The sequence below is a fragment of the Paragemmobacter ruber genome, from assembly GCF_009908315.1.
GTDB lineage: Bacteria > Pseudomonadota > Alphaproteobacteria > Rhodobacterales > Rhodobacteraceae > Paragemmobacter > Paragemmobacter ruber.
Window position 1 is genome coordinate 848,186 of record NZ_JAAATW010000001.1, and the last position, 12,309, is coordinate 860,494.

General features: G+C 66.8%; 13 protein-coding genes. 6 read left to right on the forward strand and 7 right to left on the reverse strand.

From position 1 onward, the window contains the following. The first annotated feature begins 7 nt into the window (after window positions 1–7). The 3 genes from GU920_RS04065 to GU920_RS04075 are packed head-to-tail and all read left to right on the forward strand — an operon-like array spanning window position 8 to window position 4,379. Window positions 8–1,219 carry an acetyl-CoA C-acetyltransferase gene (locus GU920_RS04065; protein ID WP_161766517.1) on the forward strand — a complete coding sequence of 404 codons (1,212 nt, stop codon included), beginning with the start codon at window positions 8–10 and terminating at the stop codon, window positions 1,217–1,219. Then, on the forward strand, window positions 1,219–2,196 hold the full coding sequence (locus GU920_RS19800; RefSeq protein WP_161765671.1) for a cupin domain-containing protein: 978 nt from the start codon (window positions 1,219–1,221) through the stop codon (window positions 2,194–2,196). Before GU920_RS04065 ends, GU920_RS19800 begins: the two co-directional genes overlap by 1 nt. Then, the gene (locus tag GU920_RS04075; RefSeq protein WP_161765672.1) at window positions 2,193–4,379 is read left to right on the forward strand and encodes a 3-hydroxyacyl-CoA dehydrogenase NAD-binding domain-containing protein; all 2,187 of its coding nucleotides are present in this window, start codon (window positions 2,193–2,195) and stop codon (window positions 4,377–4,379) included. Before GU920_RS19800 ends, GU920_RS04075 begins: the two co-directional genes overlap by 4 nt. Here the strand turns inward: GU920_RS04075 and GU920_RS04080 are convergent. The 7 genes from GU920_RS04080 to GU920_RS04110 form a co-directional block, all read right to left on the reverse strand. Beyond that, the gene (locus GU920_RS04080; RefSeq protein ID WP_161765673.1) at window positions 4,346–4,987 is read right to left on the reverse strand and encodes a Hint domain-containing protein; all 642 of its coding nucleotides are present in this window, start codon (window positions 4,985–4,987) and stop codon (window positions 4,346–4,348) included. The two genes, GU920_RS04075 and GU920_RS04080, sit on opposite strands and share 34 nt — an antisense overlap. Before the next feature lie 112 nt (window positions 4,988–5,099). Beyond that, window positions 5,100–5,756: a sulfotransferase family 2 domain-containing protein gene (locus GU920_RS04085; protein ID WP_161765674.1), complete on the reverse strand. Its 657-nt coding sequence runs from the start codon at window positions 5,754–5,756 to the stop codon at window positions 5,100–5,102. Between the two features lie 100 nt (window positions 5,757–5,856). Beyond that, entirely contained in the window at window positions 5,857–6,810 is a 954-nt protein-coding gene (locus tag GU920_RS04090) for a 2-hydroxyacid dehydrogenase (protein WP_161765675.1), read from the reverse strand. Beyond that, complete coding sequence (locus GU920_RS04095; protein WP_161765676.1) at window positions 6,811–7,146, reverse strand: tRNA-binding protein; 336 nt, start codon at window positions 7,144–7,146, stop codon at window positions 6,811–6,813. Continuing rightward, on the reverse strand, window positions 7,143–7,946 hold the full coding sequence (gene proC, locus GU920_RS04100) for a pyrroline-5-carboxylate reductase (protein WP_161765677.1): 804 nt from the start codon (window positions 7,944–7,946) through the stop codon (window positions 7,143–7,145). Before proC ends, GU920_RS04095 begins: the two co-directional genes overlap by 4 nt. Before the next feature lie 27 nt (window positions 7,947–7,973). Further along, entirely contained in the window at window positions 7,974–8,477 is a 504-nt protein-coding gene (locus GU920_RS04105; protein ID WP_201743964.1) for a type III secretion system chaperone family protein, read from the reverse strand. 364 nt (window positions 8,478–8,841) lie between these two features. Next, on the reverse strand, window positions 8,842–9,123 hold the full coding sequence (locus GU920_RS04110; protein ID WP_161765679.1) for an accessory factor UbiK family protein: 282 nt from the start codon (window positions 9,121–9,123) through the stop codon (window positions 8,842–8,844). A gap of 272 nt (window positions 9,124–9,395) precedes the next feature. Here GU920_RS04110 and lgt point away from each other — a divergent pair, with 272 nt between their 5' ends. Genes lgt through pgeF form a run of 3 tightly spaced genes read left to right on the forward strand, consistent with a single transcriptional unit; the run spans window position 9,396 to window position 12,111 of the window. Beyond that, a complete protein-coding gene (gene lgt, locus GU920_RS04115) occupies window positions 9,396–10,286 on the forward strand; it encodes a prolipoprotein diacylglyceryl transferase (RefSeq protein ID WP_161765680.1) in 891 nt (296 codons plus the stop codon). 9 nt (window positions 10,287–10,295) lie between these two features. Further along, window positions 10,296–11,360, forward strand: a complete 1,065-nt coding sequence (locus GU920_RS04120) for a class I SAM-dependent methyltransferase (RefSeq protein ID WP_161765681.1) — start codon at window positions 10,296–10,298, stop codon at window positions 11,358–11,360. Window position 11,361: 1 nt separating this feature from the next. Continuing rightward, on the forward strand, window positions 11,362–12,111 hold the full coding sequence (pgeF, locus tag GU920_RS04125; RefSeq protein ID WP_161766518.1) for a peptidoglycan editing factor PgeF: 750 nt from the start codon (window positions 11,362–11,364) through the stop codon (window positions 12,109–12,111). The last annotated feature ends 198 nt before the right edge of the window (window positions 12,112–12,309 follow it).

A 12,309-nucleotide genomic window follows, 5' to 3' on the forward strand; every position in this document is an offset into this window, starting at 1 on the left:
GACGATGATGACCGATGCCTATATCTATGACACCGTCCGTTCCCCCCGCGGCAAGGGCCGCGCGGATGGGGCCCTGCACGAGCTGACCTCGGTCGCGTTGTCGGCCCGGGTGCTGAACGCGATCAAGGATCGCAACGGGCTTGAGGGCCATGCGGTGGAAGATGTGATCTGGGGCAATGTCACCCAGGTGGGTGAGCAGGGTGGTTGCCTTGCCCGGTCGGCGGTGCTGGCGTCAGAGCTTGACCAGTCGATCCCGGGGCTTGCCATCAACCGCTTTTGCGCCAGCGGCATGGAGGCGGTGAACCTTGCCGCCAATCAGGTGAAGGGCGGCGCGGGTGCCGCCTATATCGCGGGCGGGGTGGAGATGATGGGCCGCGTTGCCATGGGCAGCGATGGGGCTGCGATTGCGGTGGACCCCAGCCTTGCGATGAAGACCTATTTCGTCCCGCAGGGGATCAGCGCCGACATCATCGCCACGGAATACGGCTTTACCCGCGAGATGGCCGATGCGCTGGCCGTGGAATCGCAGCGCCGCGCGGCAGAGGCGTGGAAGGACGGGCGGTTTGCGAAATCTGTCATCACCATCCATGATCAGAATGGCCTGCCGATCCTGAGCCATGACGAGTACATGCGCCCCGGCACGGATATGCAGAGCCTTGGCGCGCTGAAGCCCAGCTTCAAGGAGATGGGCGAGGTGATGCCCGGCTTCGACAAGATTGCCCTGATGAAATACCCGCATCTGGAGCGGATCGAGCATATCCACCATGCCGGGAACTCCAGCGGTATCGTGGACGGGGCTGCCGCCGTGCTGATCGGCAATGCGGAATTCGGGCGCGCCCATGGGTTGAAGCCCCGCGCGCGCATCCGGGCCACGGCCAAGATCGGGACCGATCCCACCATCATGCTGACCGGGCCGGTGCCGGTGACGGAAAAGATCCTGAAGGATCACGGCATGGCGATTTCGGACATCGACCTGTTCGAGGTGAATGAGGCCTTTGCCTCGGTCGTGCTGCGCTTCCTGCAGGCCTTCGACGTGGATCCGGCGAAGGTGAACCCCAATGGCGGGTCCATCGCCATGGGGCATCCGCTGGGCGCGACAGGGGCGATCATCATCGGCACCCTGCTGGATGAGCTGGAGCGCACGGGCAAGGGGGTTGGCCTCGCCACGCTGTGCATCGCGTCCGGCATGGGCGCTGCCACGATCATCGAGCGGGTGTGATGCCGAAGCTGGACCTCGCTGCCGTGACGGTGAAGACCGGGTCGATCTATCCCGCGCCCTTTGCGGCGATGATGGCGGGGCGGTCGTCGCTGCGGCTGGCGCAGGCGGGGGGGATCACGCAGTTCGGTGCCAATCTGGTGACGCTGAACCCCGGCGCGCTGTCTTCGCTCCGACATTGGCACGCGGCGGAGGATGAGGTGGTGGTGGTCCTGTCGGGCGCATGCACGCTGGTGCAGGATGCAGGGTCTGCCGTGATGCGGCGGGGCGATGCGGCCTGCTTTCCGGCGGGCGTGGCGGACGGGCATCATTTCGTGAACCTGACCGACGCCCCGGCGACCTTCCTTGTGGTCGGCACCAAGGCCGCGCGCGAGGTGGGGACCTATTCGGATGTCGATCTGGTCTGCACCATCGACGGGGCGACGGCGACCTTCACCCGCAAGGATGGCGCGGCTTTTGAGGCCCTGCCGCAGGATGAAACCCTGCCGCCCCCGCCGCCGGAGGGGCATCCGAAGGGGTTGATCGCCCTACCCGACTGGCAGGAGGACAACCCGACCCATCCCATCCTTGGGGCAGGCCCCGGCCATTATCGTTATCGCCTGATCTCTGATCCGGGCGGGATCACGCAGTTCGGCTGCTTTGTCGAGGAGTTGCCGCCCGGGTCCCGGTCCGGCCACCGGCATTGGCACGAGGCCGAGGATGAGATGATCCTGATGCTGGAGGGCGAGGTGGTCCTTGTCGAGGATGCCGAAGCCCCCCTCAACGCGGGTGATGTGGCCTGCTGGCCTGCCGGGCATCCCGTGGGCCATCGGCTGGACAATCGCGGGGCAGAGCCTGCGCGTTACATCGTAATCGGCACGCGGCTGGCGCGTGACCGCGTGCATTACACAGACCATGACCTGATCACGGAAAAGGATGGGGCCACGCGCCGCTATCTGCACCGCGACGGCACCCCCTATCCGACTGGAGAGAGCAAATGACCGATTTCACCATGACCCTTGATGCCGATGGCGTCGCCACGATCACTTGGGACGTGAAGGCCAAGTCGATGAATGTGATGTCGACCGAGGCCTTCGCCCTGCTGGACAGCCTGATCGACAAGGCGCTGGCCGACCCTGCGGTGAAGGGTGTGATCCTGACCAGCGGAAAGAAGGATTTCGCGGGCGGGATGGACCTGAACGTGATCGCGCAGATGCGGGCGGGCGGGGCCGAGGCGATTTTCGCGGGCGTGATGCAGATGCACAGCGTTCTGCGCAAGATCGAACGCGCAGGCATGGACCCCAAGACGAAGAAGGGCGGCAAGCCCATCGTCGCCGCCCTTCCCGGCACGGCGCTGGGGATCGGGTACGAACTGCCGCTGGCCTGCCACCGGATCATCGCCGCCGACAACCCCAAGGCCAAGATCGGCCTGCCGGAAATCATGGTGGGCATCTTCCCCGGCGCGGGTGGCACCACCCGCCTTGTGCGCAAGATGGGGGCGATGATGGCTGCGCCCTACCTGCTGGAAGGCAAGCTTTCCGATCCGAAATCCGCCAAGGCGGCGGGGCTGGTGGATGAGGTTGTCCCGGCTGAGGAGTTGCTGGCGCGGGCGAAGGACTGGGTCCGGTCGGCCAAGGAGGCCGATCTGGTAAAGCCTTGGGATGACAAGGGTTTCAAGATGCCCGGCGGCGCGCCCTATCATCCGGCGGGGTTCATGACCTTTGTCGGCGCATCCGCCATGGTGCATGGCAAGACCATGGGGGTCTATCCGGCGGCGAAGGCCCTGCTGTCGGCGGTGTATGAAGGGGCGCTGGTGCCCTTTGACACGGCGCTGAAGATCGAGGCGCGGCATTTCACCTCCGTTCTGATGAACCCGTCTTCCACCGCGATGATCCGGTCCTTGTTCATCAACAAGGAGGCGCTGGAAAAGGGTGCGAACCGGCCGAAGGTGGATGATCAGACGGTCAAGAAGGTGGGGGTGATCGGCGCGGGCATGATGGGGGCGGGCATCGCCTATGTCAGCGCCAATGCAGGCATCGAGGTGGTGCTGATCGACGCCGCGCAAGAGGCCGCCGACAAGGGCAAGGCCTATTCCGAAGGCCTGCTCGACAAGGGCATCCAGCGCCGCAAGGTGACGCCCGAGAAGAAGGCCGAGGTGCTGGCCCGCATCCATGCCACCACCGACTACGCCGCGCTGGCAGGCTGTGACCTGATCGTGGAGGCGGTGTTCGAAGACCCGAAGGTGAAGGCCGAGGTGACGGCAAAGGTCGAGGCGGTGGTGGGTGAAGGCTGCATCTTCGCCACCAACACCTCTACCCTGCCCATCTCGTCGCTGGCCCGCGCCAGCGCGCGGCCTGCGGATTTCATCGGCATCCATTTCTTTTCGCCCGTCGACAAGATGATGCTGGTGGAAATCATCCGGGGCAAAGAAACCGGCGATGTGGCCGTGGCCAAGGCGCTCGATTACGTCCGCCAAATCCGCAAGACGCCCATCGTGGTGAACGATGCGCGGTTCTTCTATGCCAACCGCTGCATCATCCCCTATATCAACGAAGGCATCCGCATGGTGGCCGAAGGGGTGGAACCCGCGCTGGTGGAAAATGCGGCCAAGCTGGTGGGGATGCCGCTGGGGCCGCTGCAGTTGGTGGACGAAACCTCGATCGACCTTGGGGTGAAGATCGCCAAGGCGACGAAGGCGGCGATGGGCGATGCCTACCCGGATGGCGCGGTGGATGTGGTGCTGTTCTGGATGGCCGATCAGGGGCGGCTGGGCAAGAAATCCAATGCGGGTTTCTACGCCTATGACGCAGCCGGCAAGCGCGAGGGGCTGTGGGAGGGCTTGGCCGCGCAATACCCCGTCGCCGATGCGCAACCCGATCTGACCACCGTCCAGCACCGCCTGCTGATGGCGCAAGTGCTGGAGGCCGTGCGCGCGCTGGAGGATGGCGTGCTGACCGATATCCGCGAAGGCGACGTGGGCGCGATCCTCGGCTGGGGCTTTGCGCCGTGGTCGGGCGGGCCGTTCGGCTGGCTCGACATCATCGGCGCGGCACGGGCGGTAGAGATCTGCGATGCGCTGACCGCCACCCATGGCGCGCGCTTTGCCGCGCCGCAGATGCTGCGCGACATGGCGGCGAAGGGTGCGACCTTCTACAGCAGCGGCGCGGGCGCGAAGGCCGCGTAAGGCGGCGCCGCCTGATCAGGCGGCAGGAAACGCGCGCGTTCGCCTTCGGCGATCAGGCCCGCCACCAGTTGGCGGGCCTCTTTCAATCCCAGCGTCATCAGGCCCTGCGCGCGGAACAGGTTCGCCGCCATGGCCCCGGTTCCGCCACAGCCCAGAAGAAGGCAGCGCCCGGCAAAGACGACCTGCGGCGTATCGAATTGCAGATGCACGATCTCCACCTCGCGCGGGGGGCGGCGGGTGATACCGTTCCAGCCCAGAAGCGCCAGCGCGGGGACCATCACGAAGGCCTCGCCATAGGCGTCTTCCGCCCATTCGGATTCGAGCATGACCATCTGCGCGGGCAGAAGTTCCACCGGGTGGTCATTGTCCATCGCGCCGGTGGGCAGAAGGACCGGCCAGAAGGCAGGCGGCACATTCCGCGCCTGGGCCGAGCGGAAAACGGCCGCCACCGGCATCTCGCCCTGTTCGAAGGTGAAGACGGGATCGCCCGGTTCCAGATCGCCTGCCTCGACCCAGCCATCCGGCGTGGCGAGCGCGTGGGATGCAGGCAGCCCGTCCACAAGGATGGACGGAACTGCCGCACCAAGGGGGGATACTGATGACTGCACGGAACCTGCTTTCGTCCAAGGGTCGACAGCCTGCACCCTGCGGGGCGGTTTTGTCGCCGAAAGGGCGAAAGACAGGCATTTGCGCGATTGATTGTGTCCAATACGGGGACAGTCAGGCCGAATCGAAGCCGTATCCGAAGCGCGCGATGTCCGCCGCGCAGAGGCGGGCCACCAGCGCGGCATCGCCGTCGCTGTAATAGGGGCGCCAGTCGCGCGCGCGGGCGCTGTCATTGGCACGCGGCAGCGGGGTCAGGCGGAAGCCCAGATGCGCCTCGAATTCGGTCAGGTCTTCGCCCAGCCGTTCCAGCCGGGCATAGAGCGTGGCGCGATCCCGCCCCTGCCCGTCGCGCAGATAGGCGGCATAGGGCCATGCGGCAAAGGCAGCCTGCGTGTCAGGATGGTTGAGGAACGCGCTGAACCCGGTCGCCTTGGCCAGCGCCACCGCCGGATGCGCAAAGGATTGGCCGCGCAGCCAGTGGTAATAGCTGACCATCCGGTCCCATGGATTGCGCACGAGGGTCAGGATGAAAAACGTCTCAAGCTCGTCAGGGGACAGCAGCCCGTCGAGATCGGCCAGCGTGGAATGTTTCCACAACCGCCCCCTGGCGGAAAGCCCCGCCAGCCGCCCCCGCCGCGCGCGGGCCTTGGGCGTGTCGCCGATCAGGATGTCGTCCTTCATGGCGCGCGCCTCCAGCGCCAGCGTCAGCGCTGTCCCGCCCGTCTTGGGGATATGGATGAACAGGTAACGCCGCCCGCGGGACAGGATCACGGATACCCCCTGCGAAAGCGAAATTTGAACGCTAATGTCGCGCCGGAAAATGCGTGCATTTTCCGATGCGAAACTTGCGTGCAGAAATCGCCCCCCTTCCTCACCCCACGCGGTTGGGCAGTTCGCGCCCCTCCAGATGGGCGATGAGGTTATCCACCGCCATCATCCCCATGTTTTCGCGCACCTCCAGCGCAGCCGTCCCCAGATGGGGCAGCAGCGTGACATTCTCCATCGCCATCAGCGCAGGCGGGACCGATGGTTCGAACTCATAGACATCCAGGCCCGCCCCCGCGATGCGACCCTCGGCCAGCGCGGCGATCAGCGCGCCTTCGTTCACCACATCGCCGCGCGCGATGTTGATGAAGATGCCTGTGGGCTTCATCGCGGCAAAGGCGGCGGGGCCGATCAGGTGATGGGTGGCCTTGCCCCCCGGCACGGCCACCACGACGAAATCCTGCGCCATCGCCTCTTCCATCGGCACCTGCCGGGCCGGAACCCCGGCATCGGCCACGGGCGATCGGTTGTGGAACGCCACCTCCATCCCAAAGCCGAAATGGCAGCGCCGGGCGATGGCCTTGCCGATGCGCCCCATGCCGATGATCCCCACCGACTTGCCGCTGACATGGGTGCCCAGCATCTGCGTCGGACCCCAGCCCTGCCAGTTGCCCGCGCGCAGGATGCGCTCGCCCTCGCCCAGCCGCCGCGCCGTCATCAGGATCAGCGCCAGCGCGATATCGGCCGTGGCATCGGTCACCGCGCCGGGGGTGTTGGTGACGGCCACGCCTGCCGCACGCGCGGCTTCGACGTCGATATGGTTGTAGCCCACCCCGAAATTCGCCAAGAGTCGCGCCCGGGGCGCAGACACATCGGCAAAGACATCGGCCTGATAGCGATCGCCCAGCGTGGGCATCACCACGTCATAGTCGCGCAGCGAGGCACGCAGTTCGGCGGGCGACAGCACCCCCGATTCCGTCGCGCGCACCGTGACATCGAACCGCGCACGCGCGGCCGCCAGCACCCGGTCGGGCATGGTGCGTGTGATCAGCAGTTTCATTCAGTAAAGCCTCCCCCCAAGCGGAACCTCGTGCCCCGGCACGATCAGCACCACCTCGCCCTCTGCATCCGGCACGCCCAGAACCAGCACCTCGGACATCACCTTGCCGATCTGGCGCGGCGGAAAGTTCACCACTGCCAGAACCTGCCGTCCGATCAACCCCTCTGGCGTGTAGTGCCGGGTGATCTGGGCCGAGGAGCGTTTCTCGCCGATCTCTCCCCCGAAATCGACCCAAAGCTTGATGGCGGGTTTGCGCGCCTCGGGGTAGGGTTCGGCGCGGGTGATGCGGCCCACGCGGATATCGACCTTCTGGAAATCGTCATAGCTGATCGTCATCGGCCCAGCTCCCGCCCCCGATCCGCCGCCGCCTTGACCGCCCGTGTCATCAGCCCGGTCAATTCCGGCATCAGCACCGCGAGCGCCGCCGCCGTGGTGCCACCGGGCGAGGTGACGTTCACGCGCAACTGTTCTGCGCTGTCCTCGGACCGGTAGGCCAATTCCCCTGCGCCGGTCACCGTGGCCCGGGCCAGTTGCAGGGCTATAGCCGGCGACAGCCCCTCGGCCTCGCCCGCTGCGGCGAGGGCCTCGATCAGGTGGAACACATAGGCCGGGCCTGAACCTGACACGGCCGTGACGGCATCAATCTGGTGCTCGCCCTCAAGGATCACCGTCCCGCCCACGGCCGCCATCAGCGCCACGGCCAGCGCCATGGCCTCGTCTCCCACATGGGCGTTGCGGCACAGGGCGGTGATCCCCCGGTTCACCATGGCGGGCGTGTTCGGCATGGTGCGCACGATGGGCGTGCGGTCGCCCAGCACCGCCTCGAAGGCCGCAATCGTGGTGCCTGCCGCGATCGACAGGAACAGCGTCCCGCCATTGCCCAGCGCCTGCAGTACAGGCAGCGCGGTGCCCATCATCTGCGGCTTGACCGCCAAAAGCGCCACGGCCGGCGCCGCCGGCACGCCGTCATTCAGATGCACCCCGCTGGCGCGCAGCCAATCCGAAGGGTTGGGTTCGATCACCCAGACGGATCCCGCAGGAACCCCCGCCTTCAGCCAGCCCGTCAGCAGGGCCGTCCCCATCTTGCCGCACCCCAAGAGAACAAGCCCATCCCGGGCCACCCGTTCCAAAGCCATGACGCCCCCCTGTCCACCGCGGACAGGTTAGGCGCGACCGTAGGCCTCGGCAATGGCGACCTTCATGGCATCGGCCGGGCTCTTGTCGCTCCAGGCCACAAGCTGGAAGGCCGGATAGAACCGCTCTGCCGCGCCCACGGCGGCGGCGATCAGCCCGTCGATCTGATCGGCCGTCACGAACTGGCCGCCCGACAGAAGCAGGCCATAGCGCCAGACCATCAGCTTCTGCTCTTCCCAATAGGTGAAGGCCCCGGTCCAGACGGTATCGTTGCAGCGGTTCAGCAGATCATATAGCGCCCCCATCCGCGCGGCGGGCGGCTCCATCTCGAAGGTGCATATCAGGCGCAGCGTCTCATCCTGCGCCGACCAGGCCAGCGTCAGACTGTATGTGCGCCACTGCCCCTCGACCGCCATAGCGATCTGGTCATCGGTGACGCGGTCGAATTCCCAGGCGTGATGTTCGGCAAGGTTTTCAACGATGTCGATCGGATGCAGATCGTCTGAAATGAACTGGTCTTCCGCAAGCGACATTCCCGGCCTCATCATAAGGCTTCCGCAGGCACAAAACCCACAAGAAGCTGGGCGTCTGGCAAGGATCAGCGCTGCCTGACATGACCCTTACTAGATATGGTGTGGCAGAAGCGAAAGTCTGTAAAGCGATTTCTGGCGAAATCTTCTGTGGACAAACCGCCTTGCGGGCGGTGCCGACCAGCCCGACTCGCGCCGATTGAAAGCCGCCCCATCCCACGGCAACCTTGACGTGTGGATGCAGCATCCCTGCGCCCGGTCTTGGGTCCGGGAGGCGTGTCGGACGTAGGCAGGGGGGGGCGTCCACACCAAAACGAAAGGCGGCCCGAAGGCCGCCTGCGGATCACGCCCAAGGGACCTGCGGCTGTCAGTCGGCCTTCTTCCGCGATGCCTTGGGCGCATCGGCGGACAGCTGCGCCTCAAGCGCGGCGATGCGGGCCTCGAGCGCGGCATTCTCCTCGCGCGCCTTGACGGCCATGGCGCGGGCGGCATCAAACTCTTCGCGCGTCACGAAATCGCGATCGGCCATCCAGCGGTCGATCATGCCTTTCATCGCCGTCTCGGCCTCGGCCTTGGCCCCCTGCGCCACGCCCATGGCATTGGTCATCAGTTGCGACATGTCGTCGAAGAACTTGCTGCGCGTTTGCATGGCCGCACTCCTGTTGCCTACGCCCCTATATGGCGCTGCACGCCTGCCGGCACAACCCTTCTGCCCTGCTTCATCTTGGCCCAAATACCCACTGCCCTGCCGGCCCGCCCGCGCTGCCGCTGCGGGGCAGAGTGCCTCTCCCTCCCCCCCTCCGGTATGCGAGTGTGTGTGGGTGTGGGAGGGGTGGGGGGGGGCACGGGCCCACAGGCCGGGATGGTTGACTTCCCGCGCCCCAGCCGGGAAAACCACGCCACCCGCGCGCATGAGGCCCCATGTCCTATATCCCCTTCCCCGACCTGTCGCCCGAGATCTTCCGCATTGATCTCGGCGGGGTGTCCTTCGTGCTGCGCTGGTATGCGCTGGCCTATATCGTGGGCCTGATCGCGGGCTGGAAGCTGATCGCCCGCATGGTGAGCACACCCCGGCTCTGGCCCGGCCCCGCGCCCATGACCCCCGATCAGGTGGAGCGGCTTCTGACCTGGGTCATCCTTGGCGTGGTGCTGGGGGGGCGGCTGGGCTTTGTGCTGTTCTACCAGCCGGGCTACTATCTGGCCAATCCCGGCCATATCCTGCGGGTCTGGGAAGGCGGCATGTCCTTTCATGGCGGTTTCCTTGGCGTCGCGGTGGCGGGCATCCTCTTTTGCCGCCGCGAAGGGATCCCGATGCTGTCTGCCGCCGATCTGATGGCGGTCGTGGCGCCCATCGGCATCGGCCTTGGCCGGTTGGCTAATTTCATCAATGCTGAATTGTGGGGCCGCCCCACCACCCTGCCCTGGGGCGTGGCCTTCCCCGGCGACGCGGCCCAGACCTGCCCGGGCGTGGTGGGCATCTGCGCGCGCCATCCGTCCCAGCTTTATGAGGCGGCGCTGGAAGGGTTCCTGCTCTTTGCCGTCCTGCTCTGGGTCGTCTACCGACGCGGCTGGCTGGACCGGCCGGGGCGCACGGCGGGGCTGTTCTTCGCGGGCTATGGTCTGGGCCGGTTCCTTGTGGAATTTGTCCGCCAGCCCGATGCGCAATTCGTGACCCCCGGCAATCCCTTGGGCCTTGCCCTGCATCTGGGCGGCTGGGGGCTGACGATGGGGCAGATCCTGTCGCTGCCGATGATCGCGGTGGGGGTGTGGTTCATCCTGCGCGCGCGCCGGGCCGCGCATGTGCCGGGCTGACGGGCTGGCATGACCGAACTCGCCCAGATCCTGATGCGGCGCATCGCGGCGGCGGGGCCGATGACGCTGGCCGATTACATGGCCGAATGTCTGCTGCACCCCGATCACGGCTATTACGCCACGCGCGATCCCTTTGGCGCGGGCGGCGATTTCACCACCGCGCCCGAGATCAGCCAGATGTTCGGCGAAGTGATGGGCCTCTGCCTCGCGCAGGCCTGGGTCGATCAGGGATCGCCCGCCCCGTTCACGCTGGCCGAACCCGGCCCGGGGCGCGGCACGCTGATGGCCGATGTGCTGCGCGCCACGCGCGCCGTGCCGGGCTTTCACGCCGCCGCGCAGGTCGTGCTGATCGAAGCCTCGCCTACCCTGCGCGGGCTGCAGCGGCGGACCCTGGGCGATCACCCCGTCCGTTGGGCCGACAGCATCGAGGCGCTGCCCGAGGCGCCGCTCTTCCTGATCGCGAATGAATTCTTCGACGCCCTGCCGATCCGCCAGTTCACCCGCCACGCGCAGGGCTGGGCGGAAACCGTGGTGGGCCTGGCCGAGGGGCGGCTCATGCTGGGCCGCACCCCACCCGCACCCATCGCCGCGCTGGAGCATCGGCTGGCCGATACGCACCCCGGCGAGATCGTGGAGCTTTGCCCCGCCGCGTTGCCGATCATGGCCCGCATCGGCGGGCTGATCGCGCGGCATGGCGGGGCGGCGCTGATCGTGGATTACGGCGGCTGGCAATCGCGGGGTGACACGTTTCAGGCGGTGCAGGACCACCGCCCCACCGATCCGCTGGCCGCGCCCGGCGCGGCGGATCTGACGGCGCATGTGGATTTCGCTGCACTGGCCCGCGCCGCCGCCCCCGCCCGGGCCAGCGCGATGATCGAACAGGGCGCGCTGCTGCGCCGCCTCGGGATTGATCAGCGCGCCGCGCGTCTGGCCGCTGCCCTGTCGGGCGATGCGCTGACAAGCCACCGCGCCGCGCATCGGCGCTTGACCGACCGGGCGGAAATGGGTTCGCTGTTCAAGGCGCTGGCGATCCATCCGCCCCACCTGCCGCCACCGCCCGGATTCGATGCCTGAGATGCTGGAAAAGATCACTTCTGACGCGCTGCCCGTGCATCACGGCTTCTTCACCCGCAAGGGCGGGGCGTCTTCGGGCATTTTCGCGGGGCTGAACTGCGGCCCCGGCTCTTCGGATCAGGCCGAGGTGGTGGCGATCAACCGCGCCCGCGTGGCCGAGGCGATGGGTGTGGGGCCGGATCACCTAATCTCCATCCATCAGGTCCATTCGCCCGATGTGATCCATGTCACCGGCCCCTTGTTGGAAAAGCCCCGCGCCGATGCCATGGTCACGGCGACGCCCGGCATCGCGCTGGGGGTGCTGACCGCCGATTGCCAGCCCGTCCTGTTCGCCGACCCGCAGGCGCGGGTGATCGGCGCGGCCCATGCCGGGTGGCGCGGCACCCGCGACGGGGTGCTGGAGGCGACGGTGGAGGCGATGGTCGCCCTTGGCGCGCGGCGCGAAAACATCGCCGCCGTGATCGGCCCGACGATCAGCCAGAGCGCCTATGAGGTCGGGCCCGAATTCTTTGAAACCTTCACCGATGACGACCGTGACAGCGCGCGCTTCTTTATCGCGGGCGAGGGCGGGCGCTATCTGTTCGATCTGCCCGCCATGGGCCTTGCCCGGCTTCGCGCGGCGGGGGTGGGCCATGCGGAATGGACGCGCCACTGCACCTATCGCGATTCGGAGCGATTCTTTTCCTTCCGCCGCACCACCCATGCGGGCGAGGCGGATTACGGGCGGCTGATCTCGTCCATCCGGCTGTGATTGCGGCGACATTCCGGCACGTCGCCGCCACGGGATTGTCGCATTTGCGGAAACAATCTACGGCCACTGTCGCGGAAGGGGAAACACACACGTTAAATCAATGGCTTAGACCGCTGCGCCTTTTGGGGCGGCCGCGCCACAATCTGCGCCCGGTACAAGGCCTTGACGCGTGATTTTCCTGCGCAAAAGCCAAAACCC